The organism is Dietzia sp. 111N12-1, assembly GCF_001658045.1.
GTDB classification, from domain to species: Bacteria; Actinomycetota; Actinomycetes; order Mycobacteriales; family Mycobacteriaceae; genus Dietzia; species Dietzia kunjamensis.
Genome location: NZ_LSSV01000049.1, coordinates 61,840 through 85,676 on the forward strand (window position 1 = coordinate 61,840; position 23,837 = coordinate 85,676).

The window sequence follows — 23,837 nt, forward strand, 5'->3', positions numbered from 1 at the left end:
CGTCCCGCGGGCCCACCCGGCCGGCCGGGAAAAGTTTGTGGACGATCGTCCTGATGCAGCCCGCGGTCGTGGACAATCCGGGGCATACTGTCCACCATGATCGATACCCCTCGTGGACCCGTGGAGCAGATCGACCTGGTGGTGGTGGGCGCCGGCTTCGGCGGCATCGCCATGGCCGACCGTCTGTTGGGGGAGGGGCGTGGCCGGGACTTCCTCGTCGTGGAGGCCGCGGACTCGGTGGGGGGCACCTGGCGCGACAACACCTACCCGGGGTGCGCCTGCGACGTCCCCACCGCCCTGTACTCGCTGTCCCGACACGCCCACCCCGGGTGGTCCCACTCGTTCGGGAGGCAACCGGAGATCCGGGCCTATCTCGAGTCCGTGACGGACCGCATCGGTCTCCGTGACCGACTCGTCACCTCCTGCGAGGTGACCGCGGCGGTGTGGGACACCGAGTCGGCGCACTGGGTCGTCGACACGAGCCGCGGGCGGATCCGGGCGCGCGATCTCGTGGTGGCCTCGGGGGCGCTGTCCGCCCCCTCGATCCCCCGGCTACCCGGTCTGGAGTCGTTCGAGGGCCAGGTGTTCCACTCCGCGAGGTGGCGCCACGACATCGCGCTCGAGGGCCGGAGGGTCGCCGTCGTCGGGACGGGGGCCTCCGCGGTCCAGTTCGTCCCCGAGATCGCCGGGCCCGCCGAGCACGTCACGGTCTTCCAGCGGACCCCGGGCTGGATCCTGCCCAGGCTGGACCGATCGATCTCCGGACGCCGTCAGCGGCTCTACCGACGCTTCCCGTTGGTACAGCGGCTGGTCCGGGGTCGTATCTACCTGGGGCGTGAGCTCTACGTCGTGGTGTTCACGCGAGCCCAGTTCCTCTTGCGGTTCTTCGAGTGGTTCGCACGGTTCTACCTCTTCCTCAAGGTGCGGGACCGCGGGATGCGCCGTGAGCTCACCCCCCATTTCTCGATCGGGTGCAAACGGGTGTTGCTCACCAGCAACTGGCTCCCCGCCCTCACCCGGTCCGACGTGACCCTGGTGTCCGGCGCGGCGTCGGCTGTCACCCCGCGCGGGCTCGTGGCCGACGACGGCACGGAGCATCCGGCGGACGTCATCATCTTCGGTACCGGCTTCCAGCCGACCGAGCCGCCCATCTCTCGCGTGATCACCGGCGCGGACGGGCGCACCCTCGCCGACCACTGGGACGGCAGTCCGCGAGCGCACAACGGCATCACCGTTGCGGGGTTCCCCAACCTGTTCCTGCTGTACGGCCCCAACACCAACCTGGGGCACTCGTCGATCGTGTACATGCTCGAGTCCCAGGCGGATCACGTACTGCGGTTGCTCGACCTCGCCGGGCGGGAGGCCCGACGCACCATCGAGGTCCGTCCGGAGGTGGAGGAGTCCTACGCCGCCCGGATGGACCGCGAACTGGCGCACACGGTGTGGAACCAGGGCGGCTGCTCGAGCTGGTACATCGACTCGCGGGGACGCAACTCCCTGCAGTGGCCGACGTTCACCTTCCGGTATCGGGAGCAGGTCCGCACCGTCGATCCGGACGAGTTCGTCCTCGCCTGAGGCCGGCGGGGAGCGGGTGTCACGCGACTCGCGGCCCCGCCCCCGATCGTCGGCCCACCGACGTCGCCCCCGGTCGTCTGCCTTCCGGCATCGTCCGGTAGCTAGAAGCCGCGGTCCGGGAAGTCCAGACCCAGCAATGCGTTCTCGACGACCTCGGCCATCGCCGGGTGGATCCAGTACTGCTTGCGCGCGAGGTCCGGCACCGTGATCTCGAACTCCATGGCCTGGATGAGGATCTGCACGAGAGACGGGGCGTGGGCGCCCATGAGGTGGGCGCCCAGGAGCAACCCGGTGGCGCGGTCGGCGATGAGCTTGCAGCACCCGACCGAGTCCTCCATCGCCCATCCGTACGCCACGTCGCCGTAGTCCTGGGTCTTCACGGTCACGTCGTACCCGGCCGCGCGGGCCTCTGCTTCCGTCAGCCCGACCGACGCGATCTGTGGCCAGCTGAACACCGCGTACGGCACGTGACTGTGGTGGAACGGCTGCAGGTTCTCCGGGTGGTTGAGGTTGTGGCCCAACACCCGCTGCTCGTGGTTGGCCACGTGCTTGAGCTGGAACGGCGAGCTCACGTCGCCCAGCGCCCAGACGCCCTCCGCCGTGGTGCGGCCGAACTCGTCCACGCGGACCCGCTCGCCGTCCATCTCCACCCCGGCCGCGTCCAGACCGAGCAGGTCCCCGTTCGGGGTCCGACCCGTGGCGACCAGCAGCGCGTCGCCTGCACAGGTCGACCCGTCCTCGAACGTGATCTCCACGCCCCGGCGGTCGTCACCGGTCGCGGTCATCGAGGTGACGTGCTGGCCGAGGCGGACGTCCCACCGTCCCCGGGCGGCGTCCGTGAACCGATCGGCGAGTTCGCGGTCGAGGTGCTTGAGCAGTACGTCCGACCGGCCGATCACGGTGACCTCGACGCCCAGCGCGGAGAACACGTGGGCGAACTCGCAGGCGATGAATCCTGAGCCCTGGATGACCATGGATTTCGGCAACTCGGGGATCCGCATGACGTCGTCGCTGGTGTGGTAGGCGACGCCGGCCCCGGTGACGATCTCGGGGATCGACGGCCGTGCCCCAGCGGCGATCACGACGGAGTCCGCGGTGATGATCTCGCCGGTCCCCGTGTCGATGGTGCGCGGGCCGACGAAGGTCGCGTGTCCGTCGAACACCGTGACGTTGTCGCAACGGTTGCGCCGGTAGTCCTCCCCGCTCGACGCGATCGGGTCGATCCGCCGGTCGAAGACCCGCGAGACGATGTCCGGCCACCGGACCCCGTCCAGCGTCGAATCGACACCGTAGGCGGACGAGTGCCGGATCGAGGTGGCCGTGTCGGCGGCGTAGACGAACATCTTGGTGGGGATGCAGCCGACGTTGAGGCAGGTGCCACCGAACGTCCCCTTCTCGCAGATCGCCACGGACTTGTCGGCGAACGATTCGTCGATCAGCGAGTTGCCGCTGCCCGTGCCGATGACGACCAGGTCGAAGTGGCGGGAGGGGGTCTGGGTCATGGGGTTCAGGACTCCTTGGTGTGTGAGGACAGGGTCTGGTCCAGCCAGCGCCCGAGATGGTCGAAGACCACCTCGAGGACGTCGGCGCGGGAGAGGAAGACGTCGTGCCGGGCACCCGGTACGGGGACGTCGGTGACGTCACGGGAGACACGGTCGGCGAAGCGCTCCATCGACCGGACGTCCAGGATCAGATCGGTGTCCACGTCGAGCACGGCGCCCCGTGGGCGGGCCCCGACCGACGACGCCGTCGAGCGGAGCAACAGGACCGGGAGCGGTAGGTCGACCCCGGACTGTAGCCGCTTCTGGGCGCGCCGGACCGCGGCCAGCCACCCCGCCCGGACACCCACCCCGCCGGGGGGCTTGAGCGTGGTGTCGAAGTGGTAGTCACCGTCGTGGTCGACGTGCGTGCTGATCACATACCGGTCCGAGGTGGGTAGCGGCAGTCGGTAGAAGGGCCGGAGGGATCCGAGCGTGCGGATGACGGGGTCCAGCACGGGGCGGGCGCGCTCCGGGACGTCGAGCTGGAACCACGGGGAGTTCAGCACCACCCCCACGACGGGGGCGAGAGCGCCCCTGTCGCGACGTCTGCCCAGCCACAACGGCACCACCAGCCCCCCGGTCGAGTGGGCGGCCACGAGGACCGGCGTTCCCGGGTGCTCGGAGACGATCACGTCGAGGGCCTGATCCAGCTCGTCGTCGTACCTCTCCAGGTCGGTGGTGAAGTGCGGTGTCAGACCTTCCTTCCGGGACCGGCCACATTTGCGCAGGTCGATCCCGTAGGTCGCGAACCCGCTCGACGCGAGGAACTCGGCGAGGTGGGTGTGGAAGAAGTAGTCCGACAGGCCGTGGACGACCAGGACGACGCCGGTGGGCTCGGCCGGTGCGTCCTCGTGGCGGACGAGGGTCGCGGAGATCTGCCCCTCACCGTCGGGATCGGCACCGAGAGGCAGGTCGCGCCGTGTGTACGACGGCCCCAGCAGATCCGGGGCCCACTGCGGGTCGGATCCGTCGGGGGCGCCGGGATCTGGAGAGGGCGTCGACACGACGACCACCCTAGTCCGGTGTGTCCCACGCCCGGCGCGGTGAGTAGTCTGACAACCCTGTGGGCGCGGGCCTGTCGGGACGACCCGCGTCGACGAGAGATTCGGGTCCACGACCAATGAGCGAGGGTAGCCGGTGACTTCAGACCAGGTGGCAAAGCACGGAACGACGGATGTGGCGCTCATCGGCGCGGGCACCATGAGCGCGACTCTGGGTGCCCTGCTGCGGCGGCTCCAACCGGACTGGGACATCCAGGTGTTCGAACGGCTCGAGGGGCCCGCACTGGAATCCTCCGACGCCTGGAACAACGCCGGCACCGGGCACTCCGCCCTCTGCGAGCTCAACTATTCGCCCAAGACCGCCGACGGCGACGTCGACATCACCAAGGCCGTCAGCGTCAACGAGAAGTTCCAGGTCTCCCGGCAGTTCTGGTCGTACGCGGTCGAGAACACCATCCTCGGCGACCCCACCGAGTGGATCCGCCCGGTCCCGCACATGAGTTTCGTGGCGGGCAAGGACGGTCAGGACTACCTCCGGAAGCGTTACGACAAGCTCGCCGGGCACCCGCTCTTCCCGGGAATGGGTCACACCACCGACTTCTCCGAGCTGGAGCGGCTCGTTCCGCTCATGGCCCGCGGTCGCTCGCCCGAGCAGCCCTTCGCCCTGAGCCACTTCTCGAACGGCACCGACGTCAACTTCGGTGCGCTCACCCGGCAGCTCATCAAGTACCTCACCCGCACGGGCACCGAGGTGCACTACCAGAACCAGGTCAAGGACCTCGAGCGCAACAGTGACGGCAGCTGGCGGCTGACCGTGGCCAACCGGCACACCGGTGACGAGCGCACCGTCGACGCCAAGTTCGTGTTCGTCGGCGCGGGTGGCGGTGCCCTGCACCTGCTCCAGAAGTCCGGCATCCCCGAGATCAAGGGCATCGGTGGCTTCCCCGTGGGCGGCCAGTGGCTGCGCTGCACCAACCCCGAGCTCATCGAGCAGCACCAGGCGAAGGTCTACAGCCAGGCCTCCGTGGGCGCGCCGCCCATGTCGGTGCCGCACCTGGACACCCGCGTCATCGACGGCAAGAAGGGTCTGCTGTTCGGGCCGTTCGCCGGGTGGACCCCCAAGTTCCTCAAGATGGGCAGTTTCCTCGACCTGCCGTCGAGCATCCGGGCCGGGAACCTGCTGCCCATGGCCAATATCGGCCTCACCGAGATGAGCCTGGTCAAGTACCTCATCACCGAACTCGCGAAGAACCACGGTGCGCGGGTCGACGCACTGCGCGACTTCGTGCCCTCGGCGCAGGACGGGGAGTGGGAGAAGGTCATCGCCGGCCAGCGTGTCCAGGTGATCAAGCCCAGCGGCCGGGGCGGAACCCTCGAGTTCGGCACCGCCGTGGTCAACGCGGCGGACGGGTCCATCGCGGGTCTGCTCGGAGCCTCCCCGGGCGCCTCCACCGCGGTGGACGCCATGGTCGACGTGCTCAAGCGCTGCTTCCCGAGCCGGTTCGCGGACTGGACCCCGGCCCTCGAGGAGATGATCCCCTCGCTCGGCCGGGACCTCGCCGAGGAGCCGACCCTGTTCACCGAGCAGTTCGAGCGCTCGACCCGCACCCTGAAGCTCGACCAGAAGGCCTGACGGAACGGCGCTGATCCGCCACCACGCACCATTCCTCATCCCCCGGTCGCCCGACGTGGTGGCCGGGGGGTGAGTCGTGTCACGGGCCGCAGGCCGGGGCCTGGGGCCGAGCCGGGGGCGGATAGGATCAGCAGCATGATCCGGCCTGTGAACCCGTACCCCGTCGGTCTGGACCTCGAAGGCCGTCGTGTCGTGGTGATCGGCGGAGGGTCCGTGGCGCAACGACGCATCCCCGTGCTGCTCGAGGCGGGTGCGGTGGTGCACCTCGTGAGCCCCGACGTCACGCCCACGCTCCAGGGACTCGTGGACGCCGGGCGCATCTGGTGGGAGCCACGAGAGTACGAATCAGGCGATCTCGAGGGTGCGTGGTACGTGGTCGCCGCGACGAGGAACTCTCTGGTCAACGCCCGGGTCGCGGCCGAGGCCGAGCAGAACCGCACCTTCTGCGTCCGGGCTGACGCCGTGACGTCGGGTTCCGCGGTGACCCCGGCGGTGGTCCGCAGGGGCGAGATGCTCGTCGCAGTTCTCACCGGCGACCGCGCGCGTACCGCCGAGGCCCGGGACGTGGTCGCGCGGGCCCTCAGCGACGCGGGGGCGGAGGCACCCGAGGTCGACGAGGCGCTCCGCGGCACGGTCGCGTTGGTCGGAGGCGGGCCGGGGGCCGACGACCTCATGACGGTGCGTGGACGTCGACTGCTCGCCCGCGCCGACGTGGTCGTGGCCGACCGTCTCGCCCCCCAGCGCCCACTGGCCGAGCTGCGGGCGGACGTCGAGATCGTCGATGCGGCCAAGATCCCCTACGGGCGGGCCATGGCGCAGGACGCGATCAACGAGGTGCTGGTGGACCGGGCACGAGCCGGCAAGTTCGTGGTCCGCCTCAAGGGCGGGGACCCGTTCCTCTACGGGCGTGGCTACGAGGAGGCGCAGGCGTGCGCGGAGGCGGGAGTGCCGTGCACGGTCGTGCCGGGCGTCTCCAGCGCCCTCGCGGTCCCGGCCCTCGCGGGGATTCCCGTGACCAACCGCGGGATGACACACGAACTGACGGTCGTGTCCGGGCATCTCCCGCCCGGGCACCCGGGCTCCCTCATCGACTGGGACGCCCTCGCTCGTATGCGCGGGACGCTGGTGGTGCTGATGGGGGTCAAGAACTCCCCGGCGATCGCCGAGTCGCTCATGGCGGGGGGTCGCTCGTCGGACACCCCGGCCGCGGTGATCGTCGACGGCAGTCTCGACGGTCAGTCGACCCATCGCTGCACCCTCGGCACCCTCACCGACACCCTGGCGACCCACGAGGTCAGGCCCCCGGCCATCGTGGTGGTCGGCGACGTGGCCGGGCTTCCGCAGGCGCTGTCCACGGACCTGCGGCACCGCTGACGCATCCCGACGCCGGGCGTGGTGCGTGCCCGTCAGGAACCGACGCGGCGCCGCTCGGTCAGGAAGACGTCCGAGTAGGTGGCCGGATCCTGACCGCGTAGGTGCGAGGTGTGGTCCTGCATGACCAGCCGCGCCGAACAGACGTTGCGGATCGCCACCAACTCGACTTCCACGCCTGGGAGTTCCTCCGCCAGCCGGCGCGCGATCGCCAGTCCCTCGCGGTACCAGTCGACCGGATCGACGCCGTCGGTCCAGACGGGCACGCCGTAGCCGTAGCCGAGAAGGCCGAGGGCGGCGCCGCTGTCGTCGACGCTGCTCCCGTAGTCCGCGAATCCGCGCCGCCAGTCGTCATTCCATCGCAGGATCCGGCTCTCCAGATCAGCGGTCAGTCCAAGGCTGCGAGGCGTGGCGAAGTCCATGAACCCGTCCCGGAGGCGGGGAGGCTGGTAGTAGGGGAGCCGTCCCGCCCACAGTCCCCACGTCACGCCGTACTCGGGCATGAGCCGGATCGTCGGCGTGCGGTCGGGGTCGGGTCCGTTGCCCGGCGCCCGCCAGCCCTCGGTGCGCACGTAGTCGCCCCGCAGAGGGTGGACGTAGTCCAGTTGATCGGCGGCCAGCTCACACACGACATACCGCTCCGCGGTGCAGAACACCGCCGTTCCGGTCAGGCTCACCTCGAGCCGGTCGGCGAGCTCGTGGCCGCGGTCGAGCCAGGCCAACTCGTCGAAGCCCTCGCGCCACACTGGTTGGTCGACGGGGCGGTCGCCGAGATGGACGAAGTTCTCTTTCCATTCGTCGATCCACGCCTCGATGTCGTCCCGCAGGTCGCCGGGGAGGTCGAGGTCGGCGGCCACGCCCTGGTCGTGGCGCCGATGTCCGGGCGGGAAAGCGGAGGGCGATCCGAAGAGGTGCGCCTCGTAGTACTGGACCGGCGACAGGCACAGACGGGGCAACGAGGCGAGCCCAGGTTCCTCCTGCAGCCGCCACGCCGCGCGGGAACCGTGCGAGGGAAGGACCCGCGGCGTGGCGGGGACGGAGTCGGCGTCGGCGTCGGGATCGGGACTCGAACTCACGGCTCCGTGACCATGGTGAGAACGGTTTCCGAGGTGCGCTCGAGGGTGTGCCCGGCCCGACGGGCCACCCGGAGGAGGGAGGCGACGTCACCCATCTCGGCCCGGGACGTGGCGAGCGTACGGGCGAGGAGACCCTTGTGATGCTTGGAGAAGTGCGAGACCACCTTGCGCGTGCCGTCGGGGTAGTCGGTGACGACGTCGACGGTGATCGCCCCCGGGACCGGCCCCAGCTGGTGGTAGCCGCCGGAGCGCAGGTCCACCACGAGGTCGTCGCCCCACCCGGCGGTGGAGGCGGTGAGGGCCGGCTTCCAGGTCGAACGCAGGGTGCCCAGTCCGGGCAACTGCGTCCCGGCGGAGAGGCGGTAGTGCGGAATGGGGTCGGTAGCACCGAGCAGGCCGAACAGGGCCGAGCCGATCCACAGCCGCGACTCCGCTCGTGACCGGGTGGCCGCGGTGAACGAGGCGGGGTCCAGGGCGTCGAAGAGGACGCCGGTGTAGCGGCTCAGCGCCGACGCGGTGGGGGAGGTCCACAGGTCGGCGTTCAGTGTCACCTCGTCGCCGAGCTTCTCACTCAGCCCGAGCGCGTCGCGAGCTGCCGCCGCCTCCCCCGAGCACAGCGAGACGAGGGAGTCGGCGACGGCGCGGCGGGTTCCTTCGAGCTCGGGGAGCGAGAGCGCGGCCAGGTCGAGCGGCTCCCCGGACCCGCCGACGGATTTGGTCTCGGAAGGGGACAGGAGGATTCGCACCCGGCTCAGGGTACCGAGGCCACCGGCAGCCCCGACGGCGGGCGGCGGGTCCGCGAGCAGGGGCGGCTAGGCTGGTGCATCGTGATCACGCGTCTGTCCCACCTTTTCCTGCGCACGCTCCGCGATGACCCGGCCGATGCCGAGGTCCTCAGCCACAAACTGCTGGTCCGCGCCGGGTACGTCCGCCGCGTCGCTCCCGGCGTGTACTCCTGGCTGCCGCTGGGTCTGCGCACCCTCCGCAGGGTCGAGCAGGTGGTGCGCGAGGAGATGAACGCCTTCGGCGCGCAGGAGATCACCCTGCCCGCACTCCTCCCGCGGGAACCGTACGAGACCACCGGACGGTGGACCGAGTACGGCCCGGCGTTGTTCCGGCTGAAGGACCGCAAGGGCAACGACATGATGCTCGGCCCCACCCACGAGGAACTCTTCACGCTCACCGTGCAGGGCGAGTACTCCTCGTACAAGGACCTGCCCGTCACGCTGTACCAGATCCAGACCAAGTACCGCGACGAGGAACGACCCCGTGCCGGGATCCTGCGCGGTCGCGAGTTCGTCATGAAGGACTCGTACTCGTTCGACGTCGACGACGCCGGACTCGAACGCTCCTACCAGGCGCACCGAGAGGCGTACCGACGCATCTTCGACCGTCTCGGGATCGAGTACGTCATCTGTGCCGCCACCTCCGGCGCGATGGGTGGTTCCGCCTCCGAGGAGTTCCTCGCCGTCTCCGCCGCCGGCGAGGACACGTTCGTCCGATCCACCGACGGGCAGTACGCGGCCAACGTCGAGGCCGTTGTCACCCCCGCGCCGCCCGCCCTCCCGATCGAGGGTTCGCCGCGGGCGGTCGTGCACGAGACCCCGGACGCGCCGACCATCGACACGCTCGTCGCCTGGGCGAACTCCGCAAACCTCGGCCGGGAGGTCACCGCCGCGGACACTCTCAAGAACGTCATGTTCAAGGTGCGTCGGCCCGGTCAGGACTGGGAGCTGTTGGCGGTGGGCCTACCGGGCGACCGCGAGGTCGACATGAAGCGGGTCGAGGCCGCGCTCGAGCCGGCGGAGGTCGAGATCCTCGACGAGGCGGATTTCAAGACCAACCCGTTCCTCGTGAAGGGGTACATCGGCCCGCGCGCGCTGCAGGAGAACGAGGTCCGCTACCTCGTCGACCCCCGGGTCGTCGACGGCACGGCGTGGATCACCGGAGCCGACGAGCCCGGCAAGCACGTGGTGGACCTGGTGTGCGGCCGTGACTTCACCCCGGACGGCACCATCGAGGTCGCCGAGGTGAGGGAGGGCGACCCGGCACCGGACGGGCACGGCACCCTGACCCTGGCGCGCGGGATCGAGATCGGCCACATCTTCCAGCTGGGCCGGAAGTACACCGACGCCTTCGGGTTCGACGTCCTGGGCGAGAACGGCAAGCCCGCGAGGGTGACCATGGGGTCCTACGGCATAGGGGTCTCACGTCTCGTGGCGGTACTCGCGGAGCAGTTCGCCGACGACAAGGGCCTGGTCTGGCCCGCTGAGGCCGCGCCCGCGGACGTCCACGTGGTGATCGCCAACAAGGACGATGCCGCGATCTCGGGAGCCGCGACGCTGGTGGAGGCGTTCGACCGCGCCCGACTCGAGGTCCTCTTCGACGACCGGAAGGCCTCGCCCGGAGTGAAGTTCAAGGACGCCGAGCTGATCGGTGTGCCGTGGGTGGTCGTGGTGGGTCGCGGCTGGTCCGAGGGCACCGTCGAGCTGCGCGAGCGCGCCACCGGCGAGGTCACCCAGGTCCCGGTGGACGGTGCCGCGGAGGAGATCGTCCGGTTGATCGGCGCCGGACGCCCCTGAGCCTCAGGCCGGCGGCGGGAACCCGGGTAGCGCCTCGAACGGCGCTCCCGGGACCAGGGTTCTCCAGCGTGCGAGTTGCACCGCCGCCGCGGTGAGGGCGTCGACGCAGAAACGGCGGGTCTCCGGCGTCCGGGCGAGGCCGAGTTCGACGCGCCAGGCCTCGCAACAGTCCGATTCGATCCGGATCGCCAGAAGGACGGGAGCGCCGGGGGCGTCCGGATCGGGGACGTATCCGACCGGCGCGGGGGGCGATGCCGGCCACAACACCTCAGCCGCGTCCCGACGGGCTCGATGAGCAGCGAGCTCACGCCTGACCGCGGCTCGGATGGAGCCGTCCGCCCGGGACAGGACGAGACCGTACCCGTAGACCGCCGCGTCCTCGGCGGCCAAACCGACCGGAGCGCTCACGCGAGTTCCACCTCGACCGCCGCCGTGCACGCCGCCGAGACCGCGCCGGCGATCTCCGCGCGGGCCCCCTCGGTCGCCGCGGCCGCACCGGCGGCGTCGGCCGCGTCGGCGCGGAGTCGCGAGCGCACCTCCTCGGCGGGCGGGCAGACCGGCGCCGGTGTCGGCACGGGGGTCGGCTGCTGCTCGTCGTCCTGCGGGCGGTCCACGAGCCCGGCGAGCCGTTCCGCGTGAACTCTCCGGGTGTCGGCGAGCCGACGCAGGGCACCCACCCGATCGCCGTGGGAGGCGTCCGCGGCCGCGAGTTCCCGTGCGTCGCGCTCGGCGGCCTCGAGCAGGCCGAGCAGGGGATCGGGGCGGTCGGTGACCGTGGGCAGGGCACAGCCGCCGGCGACTGCGAGCCCGGCGACTCCGGCGGCCGCGACGGCGAACTGACGGCGCGAGAGGGCGACGGGGGCGGAATGGGGCACTCCGACATCCTGCCAGGGGTCGGAGAAGGGGGCGGCGAGGCGGTACAGTGATGCGGCCCGTCCGCGTCCCGGAACGGAATCCGCCAGCCCGCACTCCAGGAGCACAGTGATCGTCCCCGAGCCCGACCGGGCCCATATACGCAAGGCGGTCTCGGACCGCAGCCTCGACCTCGAGGACCTCCGGGAGGACACCCGTTCGTCCACGTGGCACGTGACGGTCGTCGTGGACGGGGACTCCGGCGTCTCCCTCGACGATCTCGCCGAACTCTCCGTCGATCTCGACCCCCTCGCCGAGCAGTGGGGGGGATCGGGCCAGCCGGTCACGCTGGAGGTCACCAGCAGGGGCGTCGACGCGCCGCTGGAGCACCCCCGTCACTGGGCCCGTGCCCGCGGACGCCAGGTCGACCTGCTCTACGTCGACGGCGCCGACGGGCCGACCCGGGGGCGGGTCGGAGACCTCGACGAGGACTCGGGGACCGTCCGCATCGTGTCCAGGGCGGGCCGGGGGACCAGAGTGGACTCGGTAGCGTTGGATCGGGTGGCCCGCGCCGTGATCCGGGTCGAGTTCCGGCCAGCGCCACAGGAGGAGCTGGACCTGTTGTCCGAGCCGGAGAACCCCGGGCACGGCGTGCGAGAAGGAGAAAACAGTTGAACATCGACATGGCAGCGCTGAACATGCTGTCCCGAGAGCGCGAGATCCCGCTGGACGACCTCGTGCACACTCTCGAAAACGCGCTGCTCACCGCCTACAAGCGGACCGAGGGCTCGCATAGGGTGGCCCGGATCGCGCTGGACCGCAAGGCCGGCACGGTCGCCGTCATGGCCGCCGAGGTGGACGAGGACGGCAACCGCATCGGGGAGTTCGACGCCACCCCCTCCGACTTCGGGCGGGTGGCCGCGGCCACGGCACGGCAGATCATCCTGCAGCGTCTGCGCGAAGCCGAGACCGACCGCATCTACGGTGATCTCGTCGCGCGCGAGGGCGAGGTGGTCAGTGGGGTCATCCAGTCCGACTCCCGCGCCAACGCCCGTGGGATCGTGGTCGTCCACATCGGACCCGAGAACGGGGGCACCGAGGGGACCATCGCCCCGGCCGAGCAGGTACCGGGTGAGACCTACACGCACGGGGAGCGCATCAAGTGCCACGTCGTCGAGGTGCACAAGGGGCCCCACGGCGCCTCCGTCTCGCTCTCCCGCACCCACCCGGACCTGGTCCGGGGACTGTTCGCGCTCGAGGTCCCGGAGATCGACGACGGCTCGGTGCGGATCGCGGCGATCGCGCGTGAGGCGGGCCACCGGACGAAGATCGCGGTGGAATCCACCATCTCGGGACTCAACGCGAAGGGCGCCTGCATCGGACCGAACGGGGCCCGTGTGCGCGCGGTCATGGCGGAGCTCAACGACGAGAAGATCGACATCGTCGACTACGACGACGACCCGACGGTGTTCGTCGGCAACGCCCTGTCCCCGGCGAAGGTGATCTCCGTCACCGTCGCCGATGCCACCACCAGGGCGGCCCGCGTCGTCGTCCCCGACTACCAGCTGTCCCTGGCGATCGGCAAGGAAGGCCAGAACGCACGTCTGGCACACCGCCTGACCCAGTGGCGGATCGACATCCACAGCGACGCGGAGTGACGCGCTGCGCCGCCCGGCGCCACGCGGTCGGGCGCGCCGTTAGTGTCGACACGGCATTGTCTGTAGACTGATCAGTTGTCACAGTGACTTCACGTCCACCCGTCCACTCGGGCCGGGCGGCGAGAGACCGAGGTGGCCGGATGCAGGGACGCAAGGACCAGCGGTTCGGTACCGCCGAGGCCGCGGGTCCGGTCAGGACCTGCGTCGGTTGCCGGGGTCGGGACACCGATTCCCGACTCCTCCGGATCGTTCACGATCCGGAGACGGCCGCTCTCTCGCCCGATCCGCGCCGACGGGCGGTCGGACGAGGAGCCTGGGTGCATCGCGAACCGCAGTGCATCACGACAGCGCTCGACCGCAAGGCCTTCACCAGGGCCCTGCGGATCGCCGGGAACGTGTCCCAGGACGCGCTCACGGAGGTACTCGAGGCACTACGCCTCGGGCACGACATCACCCGCCGACCGCTCGGTTCGGCAGGGGGAGCACAAGAGAAGGAACGGACCAGACACGATGAGCACACCGTGAAGCTCCAGCGATGAACGTCCATCGAATGTAGACCGAGGTCGCGCGGCCAGCCCTGCCGTGGAGACCTCGCAGTGAGGAGAGCAGTGGCAGGCAAGCCCCGGGTACACGAGCTGGCAAAAGAGTTCGGTATCACCAGTAAAGAACTTCTGACGAAACTCCGCGATCAGGGAGAGTTCGTCAAGTCCGCGTCCTCGACGTTGGAGGCCCCGGTCGTCCGGCGCCTGCGTGAGGCACATGCACCGGCAGGCGGCGACTCCGCCCCCGCCCCGTCTAAATCCGCAGGAGGCGCTGCGCCCAAGCCGGGTGCACCCTCGAAGCCGGCACCGGGCCCCCGTCCGGGCGCGGATCCGCGCTCGGCGGCTCCCAAGCCCGCGGCCGGCCCCACCCCGGGCGCCAAGCCCGCGGCCCCCGCGCCGGCTCCCAAGCCGGAAGCCGGTCCGACTCCGGGCGCCAAGCCCGGTTCCCAGCGTCCGACCCCGGGGGCGACCCCCGGCGCGGCCGCCGCAGCCTCCCGTCCGGCTCCCGGGCCGCGCGCGGCGGGGCCGAAGCCCGGTCCCAAGGCGCCTCGCGTCGGGAACAACCCGTACTCCAGCGGCACCACGCCCGCGCCGCGTCCGCAGGGCGGTCCCCGCCCGGCACCCGGCCAGGGTGGTCCCCGTCCCGGAGGCGCCCGTCCGGGCGCACCCGGTCAGGGTGGGCCCCGTCCCCCGCAGCGGTCGGGCGCACCGGGCCAGGGCGGTCTCCGTCCCAACCCCGGCAACATGCCGGCGCGTCCCAGCCCCGGTCAGATGCCGGGACAGGTCGCACGTCCCGCCGCGGGTCGCGGCCGTCCGGGTGGCCCCGGTGGCCGTCCGGGTGGCGGCGGTTTCCGTCCCGGTGGCGGCGGCGGTGCCCCCGCAGCCGGTGGCGGCGGTTTCCGGGGTCGTCCCGGTGGCGGCAACCGTGGCCGCGGTGGTGCCGCGGGTGCGTTCGGTCGTCCCGGTGGCGCCCCGCGTCGTGGTCGCAAGTCGAAGCGGCAGAAGCGTCAGGAATACGACTCGATGCGGGCCCCGGAGGTCGGCGGCGTCCGGCTTCCCGACGGTCGCGGGCAGGTCCTGCGACTGGCACAGGGTGCTTCGCTGAGCGATTTCGCGGACAAGATCGACGTCAACCCCGCGCAGCTGGTCCAGGCCCTGTTCAACCTGGGTGAGATGGTCACGGCCACGCAGTCGGTCACCCCGGAGACGCTGCAGTTGCTCGGTGAGGAGATGGGCTTCAAGGTCCAGATCGTCAGCCCCGAGGACGAGGATCGCGAGCTGCTCGATTCGTTCGACCTCTCCTTCGGTGAGGACGAGGGTGACGAGAGCGATCTCGAGATCCGTCCCGCGGTCGTCACGGTCATGGGTCACGTCGACCACGGCAAGACCCGACTGCTCGACAGCATCCGGTCGGCGAAGGTCGGCGAGGGTGAGGCCGGTGGCATCACCCAGCACATCGGCGCCTACCAGGTGACGGTGCCGGTCGACGACGTGGATCGCACGATCACCTTCATCGATACGCCGGGTCACGAGGCGTTCACCGCCATGCGTGCCCGCGGCGCGAAGTCGACGGACATCGCGATCATCGTGGTCGCGGCGGACGACGGCGTGATGCCGCAGACGGTCGAGGCGATCAACCACGCACAGGCGGCAGAGGTGCCGGTCGTGGTCGCGGTCAACAAGATCGACAAGGAGGGCGCTCAGCCCGACAAGATCCGCGGCCAGATGACCGAGTACGGCCTGGTGCCGGAGGAGTACGGCGGCGACACGATGTTCGTCGACATCTCCGCCAAGCAGGGTCTCAACATCGAGTCGCTGCTCGAGGCGGTCGTCCTGACCGCCGACGCGTCTCTCGACCTGCGGGCGAACCCGGACATGGACGCGCAGGGTGTCGCCATCGAGGCGCACCTGGACCGCGGTCGCGGTCCCGTCGCCACGGTGCTCATCCAGCGCGGCACGCTGCGGGTCGGCGACTCGATCGTCGCCGGCGACGCCTACGGCCGCGTCCGGCGCATGGTCGACGAGCACGGCGAGGACGTCACCGAGGCGACCCCGTCGCGTCCGGTCCAGGTCATCGGCCTGACCAGCGTCTGTGGCGCCGGTGACACCCTGATGGTGGTCGAGGAGGATCGGACCGCACGGCAGATCGCCGACCGTCGTAACGCGCGCAAGCGCAACGCGATGGCCGCCCGTAGCCGTCGTCGGATCAGCCTCGAGGACCTGGATTCGCATCTCAAGGAGACGAGCCAGCTCAACCTCATCATCAAGGGTGACAACTCCGGTACGGTCGAGGCCCTCGAGGAGGCCCTCCTGGGGATCGAGATCGACGACGAGGTGCAGCTGCGCGTCATCGACCGCGGTGTCGGTGCCGTCACCGAGACCAACGTCAACCTGGCGGCCGCGTCCGACGCGGTGATCATCGGGTTCAACGTCCGGGCGGAGGGCAAGGCCACCGAGCTGGCTAACCGCGAGGGCGTGGACATCCGGTACTACTCGATCATCTACCAGGCGATCGACGAGATCGAGAGCGCGCTCAAGGGCATGCTCAAGCCGATCTACGAGGAGAAGAAGCTCGGCCAGGCGGAGATCCGCAATATGTTCCGCTCCTCCAAGGTGGGCAACATCGCGGGTTGCATGGTGCTCGACGGCATCATGCGGCGCAACGCCAAGGCCCGGCTCATCCGGGACGGCAAGGTCGTGGCGGAGGAGATGACCATCTCCTCGCTGCGTCGCGAGAAGGACGACGCGACCGAGGTCCGCGAGGGCTTCGAGTGTGGTCTGACGGTGACGTACTCCGACATCAAGATCGGTGACATCATCGAGACCTACGAGCTCGTCGAGAAGCCACGCGACTGACGTCGCAGGGCACTGTCGTGGGGGCGGGATCCGTTGGAGACGGACCTGCCCCCGCGGCATGCTCGTCAACCCGTGGTCGCCGTGCGACCGCATCACGCCAAGGAGGATCCCCATGACCGGTAAGGGACGCGCGGGACGGCTCGGTAAGCGGATCGGCGAGATCGTCGCGACGGCCATCGAGCACGAGATCAAGGACCCGCGGCTGGAGTTCATCACGATCACCGATTCGCGGATCACCGCGGATCTGCGGGTGGCGACGCTGTACTACACGGTTCGTGGCGTGACCCTCGACGAGGAGCCGGACCACGAGGCCGCGGAGGCTGCGTTGACCGCCGCGCGGGGCCGCCTGCGCACGATGGTCGGGAAACAGACCGGGGTGAAGTTCACCCCGGAGTTGACGTTCGTGCTGGACTCCGTGCCGGACGCGGCACGCCAGATGGAAGAACTGCTCGCCAAGGCCCGGGCGCAGGACGAACAGGTCCGGCGCGTGGCCGAGGGGGCTCGCCCGGCGGGCGACGAGGACCCGTACCGCAAGCCGGAGGAGGCGGACCGGCCGGAGGACGACGATCGGTGACCGAACCGGTGGACGCCGCCGGCGCGGCGGACGTGTTGGCACGTCACCACGAGGTGACCGTGCTGTGCCACGTCCGCCCGGACGCGGATGCGCTCGGTAGCTCCTCCGGTCTCGCCCGGGCGTTGCGTGCGCGGGGCGTGACCGTCCACCACTCGTTCGATCCCGGCGTCGTCCCGGGGGCGATGGGGGCCATCCCGGGGACCGACCGGGTGGTGCCCCTCGCGCAGGTCCCCGCCCACCGGGGTCTCGTCGTGACGTTGGACTGCGCGAGCCCGGACCGGGTGGGCCGGTGGGGCCGGCTCGCCGACGCGGCAGCGGAGGTCCTCGTCGTCGACCATCACCGGTCCAATCCGGGCTTCGGTTCCCACATGCTGCTCGACCCGGACGCCGCGTCGACGGCGTCGCTCGTCCTGGATGTCCTCGACGCGGGCGGGTTCCCCGTGGACGCCGTGACGGCCACGAGCCTCTACGCAGGGCTCGTCACCGACACCGGATCCTTCCGTTGGGGCGGCGCGGACTCGCACGAGACCGCCCGACGACTGCTGGCCGCGGGCGCGGAGACCACCGAACTCACCCACGCCCTGCTCGACGCGCACTCGTTCGCCTGGCTTCGGGTGCTGGGCGGGCTGTTGAGGACGGTGCGTCTGGAAGCCGACGCGGTGGGCGGGCGCGGATCGGTGTGGCTGGCCGTCCCGCACGAGGTGATCTCGGTAGCGGACGAGGACGACGTGGAATCCCTCGTCTCGCACCTCCGCGGCGTCCGGGAGGCCCGCGTGGCGGTTCTCCTCAAGGAGTACCTGCCCGGCGAGTGGGCCGTCTCCCTCCGCTCGCGACCCGGTGGCCCGGGTGCAGGCGTCGTGGACGCCGCGGACGTCGTGGACGTCTCGGCCATCGCGGCCGCGCTCGGGGGCGGCGGTCATCCGTCGGCCGCCGGCTGCACGATGCGCGGTGATGTGGAGACCATCAGCACGAGGCTCCGTGAACTCCTCGGCTGACGTGACGCACACCGGGCCCGATCCGGCCGTCGGGCTGGGAGCGATTGGACGCCGACTCTGGTCGATCGCCCTGCCGGTCCTGCCGGTGCTGTCCGCCGAGCCCGTCTATCTCCTGGTCGACGGGATCATCGTCGGTCGCCAGGGACCGGAGGACCTGGCCGCGCTCGGCGTGGGAGCCCTCGTCCTGCTGGTACTGGGCACCCAGATGAACTTCCTGTCCTACGGGACCACCGCCCGATCGGCGCGGTTGCACGGGGCGGGCCGCCGCGGCGACGCCGTGGCCGAGGGGGTGCAGGCGACGTGGATCGCCGTCGCCGTCGGCGCGCTGGTGGTGGCCGTCGTACTGGCGTTGCGGGGGCCGATCACCCGGGTACTCGCCGCGGATGCGGACGTGGCCGCCGGCGCGGCCGAATGGCTCGGGGTGGCCGTGTGGGGCATCCCGTGCATCCTCGTGGCGTCAGCCGGCCACGGGTGGATGAGGGGCGTCCAGCGCCTGCGCACCCCGCTCGTGCTCGTCGGCGTGGGCATCGGCGTGTCGACCGCCGGGTGCGTGGTGTTGGTCCCCGGTCTGGGGCCGGCCCCGGCGCTGGGGTTGGTCGGGAGTGCCTGGGCGAACCTCGCGGGGCAACTGCTCATGGCCGCCGGTTTCCTCGTCGCGCTCGTCCTCGAGCGCCCGGGGTCGCTTCGGCCACGCCGCGCCGTGATCGTCAGCCAGCTCCGCATGGGCGTGGACCTGATCATCCGTACCGCGTCGTTCCAGATCACCTTCGCCGTCGCCACCACCGCGGCAGCCGCCGCCGGGGTCGACTCGCTCGCGGCGCACCACCTCGCACAGCAATTGTGGGCGCTGTACTCGCTCGTGTTGGACTCGGTCGCGATCGCGGCCCAGTCGCTCGTCGGCGCCGCGCTCGGGGCCGGACTCGCCGCCCACGGCCGGGCGCTGGCACGAGCGGTGGTGGTGTGGTCACTGGGTCTGGGAGCGGGGCTCGCCCTGCTGACGGCCGTGTTCAGAGCACCCCTGGCATCGCTGCTGTCCGGGGATCCCGGGGTGGCCGATCGCCTGGTCGTCGCCCTGATCGGGATGGCGGTGGTGGTGATCCCGGCCGCGGTGGTGTTCGGACTCGACGGCGTGCTGCTGGGCGCCGGTGACGCGGCGTACCTGCGCACCAGCACCGTGGTCGCGGCGCTTCTGGGTTTCCTGCCCGTGCTGCTCGTCACCCGCCACCTCGGGTGGGGGCTGCCGGGGATCTGGGTCGGGATGGGGGTGTTCGTCGGTCTCCGACTGATCGCCGTCGTGGCCCGGGTGCGCGGCGACCGGTGGATGGTGCTGGGAGCGCAGACGCCGGGCGCACGGGCCCTGCAGGAGGTGGACGGATGACCGCCGGGGCGACGGGCGTGCAACCGACCCTGCGCGCGGTGTCCGACCTGCACGTGGGACATCGGGGCAACGCGGACGTCGTGGACGAGATCCACCCCGCGCACCCGGGGGACTGGCTCATCGTGGCAGGTGACGTCGCCGAGAAGGTCGACCACGTCGTGGACGCGCTCGAGCGACTGGCGGCGCGTTTCGAACGGGTGATCTGGGCGCCCGGCAACCACGAGTTGTGGATCGGCCGCGACGACGACGGGATCACGTCCACCACCAAGTACGACCGGCTGGTGGAGGCGTGCCGGGCCATCGGGGTCGACACCCCGGAGGACGACTACCCCCTGTGGACCGGACCGGGCGGGCCCGCGTGGGTGGTGCCGATGTTCCTGTTCTACGACTACAGCTGGACGCGGGTAGCGGGGCAGCCGCGGGCGGACGCCCTGGCAGGTGCGCGGGAGCGTCGCGTCGTGGCCTCGGACGAGTTCCTCATCGACCCCGCCCCCTACGGTGACGCGGTCGCCTGGTGTCGGGACCGTCTCGTGGGTACGACGACGCGGCTGGCTCGCCTCGATCCCGCGCACCCGACGGTGCTCGTCAACCACTGGCCGCTGCTCCGGGACCCCACCCGGGTCCTGCGGCACCCGGACTTCGCGCTGTGGTGCGGGACAGATCAGACGGCAGACTGGCACCGCCGGTACCGCGCCACCGCGTGCGTCTACGGTCACCTGCACATCCCGCGGACCACGGTCCACGACGGCGTGCGCTTCGAGGAGGTCTCCCTGGGTTATCCGAGGGAGTGGAACGGGCGTGGGCGGCCGGATCCGCTCACCCGTCAGATCCTCCCGGCGCCGGACGGTCCGCAGGTCCAGTGGGTCCGCGGCGACGGTGGGATGCCGAGGATCGCCCGGCCCGCCGACACCGGCCCCTACCTGGAGGACGAACGGTGATCGACGACCTGTTCCCGACCGACGTGGTGGGGGTGACCGACGCCGAGCTGGGCCTGGACGACGCGGCGCTGTTGGCGTCGCTGTACCCGGTGGAGGTCGAGCAGATCGGGGCCGCCGTCGAGCGGCGCCGGATCGACTTCGCGGGCGCGCGTGCGTGTGCCCGGGAGGCCATGTCGAGGCTCGGCGTCCCCGCCGGCCCCGTCCTGCGCGGGGGTCGGGGCATGCCGGTGTGGCCGCCGGGCCTGGTGGGCACGCTCACGCACACCGAGGGGCTGCGGGCCGCCGCGTTGGCGCCGACCGCCCGGGTCCGGTCGCTCGGGCTGGACGTGGAACGCCACGCACCGCTGGCCGCGGGCGTCCTCGAGGCCGTCTCCCTGCCCGAGGAGGCGGCGTGGGTGCGTGCGGCACGCGCCGAGGTCGCGGACGTCGCCTGGGATGCGCTGCTGTTCACGGCGAAGGAGGCCACCTACAAGGCGTGGTTCCCGCTCACCCACCGGTGGTTGGGGTTCGGTGACGCACACATCACCCTGGTCCCGGACGGCGACGACGACGAGGTGGTCACCGGCACGCTGCGATCGCGGATCCTCATCGACGGCCATGCCGTGGACGGGGGGCCCGATCTGGTCGAGTTCCGGGGCCGCTGGGCCGTCCGGGACGGGTACGTGGCCTCGGCGATCGTGCTGCGACCCGCCGGGGTCGCTAGCGTGGGCCCGTGACGCCGCGCAGACCCGACCCCCGCCCCGCTCCCGACCCCGGCCTGGTGGTCGTCGACAAGCCGGGGGGGATGAGCAGCCACGACGTCGTCGGACGGCTCCGACGCTACTTCGGTACCCGCAAGGTCGGCCACGCCGGAACGCTCGACCCGATGGCCACCGGGGTGCTCGTGGTGGGCATCGAACGCGCCACCAAGATGCTCGGACTGTTGGCACTGGAGACCAAGTCCTACGAGGCCACCATCCGTCTCGGCCAGACCACGACCACCGACGACGCCGAGGGGGAGACCACCTCGACCACCGACGCCTCCGCCGTGACCGACGAGGCGATCGACGCGGCCGTCGCGGCGCTGACCGGGGAGATCGACCAGGTCCCGTCCGCGGTGAGCGCGATCAAGGTGGACGGGAGGCGGGCCTACGACCGGGTGCGGGCGGGGGAGGAGGTCGAGCTCCGGTCACGGCGGGTCACCGTCGCCCGGTTCGACGTGCTCGAGCGGGCCCGCTCCGGTGCGGTGATCGACCTCGTCGTCGTCGTCGACTGTTCCACCGGAACCTACATCCGCGCCCTCGCCCGGGACCTCGGCTCCGCCCTCGGGGTCGGCGGTCACCTCACGGCGCTGCGCCGCACCCACGTCGGGCCGTTCGGTCTCGACGTGGCACGGACCCTCGACCAGCTGGAGACCGATCCGACACTGTCGCTGGACCTCGACTCCGCCGCGCTGACCGCGTTCCCCCGACGCGACATCGACGTCGACGAGGCGGAGGGACTGCGCCACGGCCGATGGCTCGAGGCCCGCGGTGACGCCGGGGTCGTCGCCGCCGTCGGCCCGGACGGCCGGGTGGCGGCGCTGGTGTCGGAATCGGGGCGGCGTGCCGCTCCGGTCGTGGTCATGCGCCCGGCGGGCCTGTGAACGCCGCGCGTAAGGTGGTCGCCGTGCAATTGTGGCGGACGTTCGACGAGATCGTGATCCCCGACGGCGGGACCTCCGTCGCCCTCGGCGTGTTCGACGGGCTCCACCGGGGTCATCGGAGCCTGGTGGACCGCGCCGTCGGCCACGGCCGGGACCTGGGCGCGAGTCCCGTCCTCGTGACGTTCGACCCCCACCCCGTCGAGGTCGTCAGGCCGGGGACCCACCCGTCGGTCCTCACCCCCCTCGAGCGGCGTGCCGAGCTCGCGGGCGGGTTCGGGATCGACGCCGTGTTCGCGTTGCCGTTCGACCGCGAGATGGCGTCGTGGGAGCCCGACGAGTTCGTGGACCGGGTCCTCGTCCGCGGCCTGCGGGCCCGCGCGGTCACCGTGGGGCGGAACTTCACGTTCGGTCGACGCGCGGCCGGTACCCCGGAGACCCTGCGCGAGCTGTGCGCCGAACGCGGCATCGTCTGCGAGATCGTCGACCTGCTCGAGGCCGGGGGAGAGACCGTCTCCTCCAGCCGTATCCGCCGCTTGCTGTCCGAGGCCGACGTGGCCGGCGCCGCCGAGGTCCTCGGCCGACCGCACCGCGTCTCGGGCGTCGTGGTCCACGGTGCCGGCCGCGGGGGGCGGGACCTGGGGTACCCGACCGCCAACCTCGACCTTCCCGAGTACACCGCCGTGCCCGTCGACGGCGTGTACGCCGGGTGGTTCACCGTGCTCGACGACGGCCCCGTCGACGGCACGATCGTCCCGGGACGGCGCTACCCGTCCGCGATCTCCGTCGGCACCAACCCGACGTTCGGGGACTCCGCCCGCAGCGTCGAGGCGTTCGTCCTGGACGAGTCGGCCGACCTGTACGGACGACTGGCGGCGGTCGACTTCGTCGACCACGTCCGCGACATGGTGAAGTTCGCCTCCGTCGACGAGCTGCTCGTGGCCATGGACCGCGACGTCACCACGACCCGGACCGTGCTCGGGGCGGACGCCGACCGGCCGTGACCTCGGATTGGGCCGACACGTCCGTGGACTGGTAACGTCTCCCGTCGGCCCTCCTGTGGTCCGCGGCGGCGGGGCCCAACATTCACGCGGACTGGAACAACCAGGAGTCACCATGGCGCTGAGCACCGAAGACAAGAAGGCCGTCCTGGCCGAGTACGGCCTCCACGAGACCGACACCGGCTCGCCCGAGGCCCAGATCGCCATGCTCACCAAGCGGATCTCCCAGCTCACCGAGCACCTCAAGACCCACCAGCACGACCACCACTCGCGGCGCGGCCTGCTCCTCATGGTCGGCCGTCGGCGTCGTCTGCTCAAGTACATCGCCAAGACCGACATCGCGCGCTACCGCTCGCTGATCGAGCGTCTCGGCCTGCGTCGCTGACGCACGACGACCACCGCGTCACCGACCCCGCCCGGTCCATCCGGGCGGGGTCGGCGCATTTCCGCGAACCGGGCCGCCGGGTGTCGGGGGCGTCACCCGCGCGCGCCCGGTGACCCGGACGGTTTTCCCTGATAGCCTCGGTGGAGCCGGTGCACACGTGCCGGGGTGGTCGACAGGTCCGATTGACGGTCCTCGGTAGTGGCCGCCGGAACCCGACGCCCGGGAGCATCAGCATCCGTGGCACGCGTTCCGGCCGCT

Annotated in this window: 22 protein-coding genes; 16 read left to right on the forward strand and 6 right to left on the reverse strand. The window is 71.2% G+C overall.

Features of this window, described 5'->3' with window-relative positions; all coding sequences use genetic code 11:
* Positions 1 to 96: 96 nt before the first annotated feature.
* A complete protein-coding gene (locus tag AYO52_RS12190) occupies positions 97 to 1,575 on the forward strand; it encodes an NAD(P)/FAD-dependent oxidoreductase (protein WP_067717650.1) in 1,479 nt (492 codons plus the stop codon).
* 101 nt (positions 1,576 to 1,676) lie between these two features.
* Here the strand turns inward: AYO52_RS12190 and mtr are convergent, their stop codons facing one another.
* Both mtr and AYO52_RS12200 read right to left on the reverse strand, forming a co-directional pair.
* Positions 1,677 to 3,077 (reverse strand): mycothione reductase, encoded by a 1,401-nt coding sequence (gene mtr / locus AYO52_RS12195; protein ID WP_067717653.1) that lies wholly within the window; start codon positions 3,075 to 3,077, stop codon positions 1,677 to 1,679.
* 5 nt (positions 3,078 to 3,082) lie between these two features.
* Positions 3,083 to 4,120, reverse strand: coding sequence for an alpha/beta hydrolase (locus AYO52_RS12200; RefSeq protein ID WP_253702118.1), 1,038 nt, complete (start codon positions 4,118 to 4,120; stop codon positions 3,083 to 3,085).
* 133 nt (positions 4,121 to 4,253) lie between these two features.
* On the opposite strand from AYO52_RS12200, the gene mqo reads away from it, so the two are divergent.
* Both mqo and cobA read left to right on the forward strand, forming a co-directional pair.
* Positions 4,254 to 5,750: a malate dehydrogenase (quinone) gene (mqo, locus tag AYO52_RS12205; protein ID WP_082923978.1), complete on the forward strand. Its 1,497-nt coding sequence runs from the start codon at positions 4,254 to 4,256 to the stop codon at positions 5,748 to 5,750.
* 135 nt (positions 5,751 to 5,885) lie between these two features.
* Positions 5,886 to 7,124, forward strand: a complete 1,239-nt coding sequence (gene cobA, locus AYO52_RS12210; RefSeq protein WP_067717661.1) for a uroporphyrinogen-III C-methyltransferase — start codon at positions 5,886 to 5,888, stop codon at positions 7,122 to 7,124.
* Between the two features lie 32 nt (positions 7,125 to 7,156).
* On the opposite strand, the gene AYO52_RS12215 is transcribed toward cobA, so the two are convergent.
* Positions 7,157 to 8,197, reverse strand: a complete 1,041-nt coding sequence (locus AYO52_RS12215) for a hypothetical protein (protein ID WP_067717664.1) — start codon at positions 8,195 to 8,197, stop codon at positions 7,157 to 7,159.
* Positions 8,194 to 8,943: a YaaA family protein gene (locus AYO52_RS12220; protein ID WP_067717667.1), complete on the reverse strand. Its 750-nt coding sequence runs from the start codon at positions 8,941 to 8,943 to the stop codon at positions 8,194 to 8,196. Before AYO52_RS12220 ends, AYO52_RS12215 begins: the two co-directional genes overlap by 4 nt.
* Before the next feature lie 81 nt (positions 8,944 to 9,024).
* Between AYO52_RS12220 and AYO52_RS12225 the strand changes: the two genes are divergently transcribed.
* Entirely contained in the window at positions 9,025 to 10,779 is a 1,755-nt protein-coding gene (locus tag AYO52_RS12225; RefSeq protein WP_067717670.1) for a proline--tRNA ligase, read from the forward strand.
* 3 nt (positions 10,780 to 10,782) lie between these two features.
* Here the strand turns inward: AYO52_RS12225 and AYO52_RS12230 are convergent, their stop codons facing one another.
* On the reverse strand, positions 10,783 to 11,187 hold the full coding sequence (locus AYO52_RS12230) for a DUF4439 domain-containing protein (protein ID WP_082923979.1): 405 nt from the start codon (positions 11,185 to 11,187) through the stop codon (positions 10,783 to 10,785).
* Positions 11,184 to 11,654, reverse strand: a complete 471-nt coding sequence (locus AYO52_RS18335) for a hypothetical protein (RefSeq protein ID WP_143337679.1) — start codon at positions 11,652 to 11,654, stop codon at positions 11,184 to 11,186. Before AYO52_RS18335 ends, AYO52_RS12230 begins: the two co-directional genes overlap by 4 nt.
* A 106-nt stretch (positions 11,655 to 11,760) precedes the next feature.
* On the opposite strand from AYO52_RS18335, the gene rimP reads away from it, so the two are divergent.
* The 12 genes from rimP (at position 11,761) to rpsO (ending at position 23,579) form a co-directional block, all read left to right on the forward strand.
* Entirely contained in the window at positions 11,761 to 12,306 is a 546-nt protein-coding gene (rimP, locus tag AYO52_RS12240; RefSeq protein WP_067717678.1) for a ribosome maturation factor RimP, read from the forward strand.
* Positions 12,303 to 13,289 carry a transcription termination factor NusA gene (gene nusA / locus AYO52_RS12245; RefSeq protein ID WP_067717681.1) on the forward strand — a complete coding sequence of 329 codons (987 nt, stop codon included), beginning with the start codon at positions 12,303 to 12,305 and terminating at the stop codon, positions 13,287 to 13,289. The genes rimP and nusA overlap by 4 nt, the downstream gene beginning before the upstream one ends.
* A gap of 140 nt (positions 13,290 to 13,429) precedes the next feature.
* Positions 13,430 to 13,828, forward strand: a complete 399-nt coding sequence (locus AYO52_RS12250; protein WP_082923981.1) for a YlxR family protein — start codon at positions 13,430 to 13,432, stop codon at positions 13,826 to 13,828.
* A gap of 69 nt (positions 13,829 to 13,897) precedes the next feature.
* Entirely contained in the window at positions 13,898 to 16,687 is a 2,790-nt protein-coding gene (gene infB, locus AYO52_RS12255; protein ID WP_082923982.1) for a translation initiation factor IF-2, read from the forward strand.
* 112 nt (positions 16,688 to 16,799) lie between these two features.
* Positions 16,800 to 17,261 carry a 30S ribosome-binding factor RbfA gene (gene rbfA, locus AYO52_RS12260; protein ID WP_067717687.1) on the forward strand — a complete coding sequence of 154 codons (462 nt, stop codon included), beginning with the start codon at positions 16,800 to 16,802 and terminating at the stop codon, positions 17,259 to 17,261.
* On the forward strand, positions 17,258 to 18,256 hold the full coding sequence (locus AYO52_RS12265) for a bifunctional oligoribonuclease/PAP phosphatase NrnA (protein WP_067717690.1): 999 nt from the start codon (positions 17,258 to 17,260) through the stop codon (positions 18,254 to 18,256). Before rbfA ends, AYO52_RS12265 begins: the two co-directional genes overlap by 4 nt.
* On the forward strand, positions 18,213 to 19,634 hold the full coding sequence (locus AYO52_RS12270) for an MATE family efflux transporter (RefSeq protein WP_082923983.1): 1,422 nt from the start codon (positions 18,213 to 18,215) through the stop codon (positions 19,632 to 19,634). The genes AYO52_RS12265 and AYO52_RS12270 overlap by 44 nt, the downstream gene beginning before the upstream one ends.
* On the forward strand, positions 19,631 to 20,572 hold the full coding sequence (locus AYO52_RS12275; protein WP_067717693.1) for a metallophosphoesterase: 942 nt from the start codon (positions 19,631 to 19,633) through the stop codon (positions 20,570 to 20,572). Before AYO52_RS12270 ends, AYO52_RS12275 begins: the two co-directional genes overlap by 4 nt.
* A complete protein-coding gene (locus AYO52_RS12280) occupies positions 20,569 to 21,288 on the forward strand; it encodes a 4'-phosphopantetheinyl transferase (protein ID WP_067717695.1) in 720 nt (239 codons plus the stop codon). The genes AYO52_RS12275 and AYO52_RS12280 overlap by 4 nt, the downstream gene beginning before the upstream one ends.
* Entirely contained in the window at positions 21,285 to 22,196 is a 912-nt protein-coding gene (gene truB, locus AYO52_RS12285) for a tRNA pseudouridine(55) synthase TruB (protein WP_067717698.1), read from the forward strand. The genes AYO52_RS12280 and truB overlap by 4 nt, the downstream gene beginning before the upstream one ends.
* Before the next feature lie 23 nt (positions 22,197 to 22,219).
* Positions 22,220 to 23,197, forward strand: a complete 978-nt coding sequence (locus AYO52_RS12290) for a bifunctional riboflavin kinase/FAD synthetase (protein WP_172812160.1) — start codon at positions 22,220 to 22,222, stop codon at positions 23,195 to 23,197.
* A gap of 112 nt (positions 23,198 to 23,309) precedes the next feature.
* Positions 23,310 to 23,579, forward strand: a complete 270-nt coding sequence (rpsO, locus tag AYO52_RS12295) for a 30S ribosomal protein S15 (protein ID WP_067717704.1) — start codon at positions 23,310 to 23,312, stop codon at positions 23,577 to 23,579.
* The last annotated feature ends 258 nt before the right edge of the window (positions 23,580 to 23,837 follow it).

Coding starts and splice junctions, on each gene's coding strand:
- rpsO (WP_067717704.1), top strand. CDS start 23,310: ATGGCGCTGAGCACCGAAGACAAGAAGGCCGTCCTGGCCGAGTACGGC.
- cobA (WP_067717661.1), top strand. CDS start 5,886: ATGATCCGGCCTGTGAACCCGTACCCCGTCGGTCTGGACCTCGAAGGC.
- AYO52_RS12190 (WP_067717650.1), top strand. CDS start 97: ATGATCGATACCCCTCGTGGACCCGTGGAGCAGATCGACCTGGTGGTG.
- AYO52_RS12275 (WP_067717693.1), top strand. CDS start 19,631: ATGACCGCCGGGGCGACGGGCGTGCAACCGACCCTGCGCGCGGTGTCC.
- AYO52_RS12250 (WP_082923981.1), top strand. CDS start 13,430: ATGCAGGGACGCAAGGACCAGCGGTTCGGTACCGCCGAGGCCGCGGGT.
- mtr (WP_067717653.1), bottom strand. CDS start 3,077: ATGACCCAGACCCCCTCCCGCCACTTCGACCTGGTCGTCATCGGCACG.
- rbfA (WP_067717687.1), top strand. CDS start 16,800: ATGACCGGTAAGGGACGCGCGGGACGGCTCGGTAAGCGGATCGGCGAG.
- AYO52_RS12270 (WP_082923983.1), top strand. CDS start 18,213: ATGTGGAGACCATCAGCACGAGGCTCCGTGAACTCCTCGGCTGACGTG.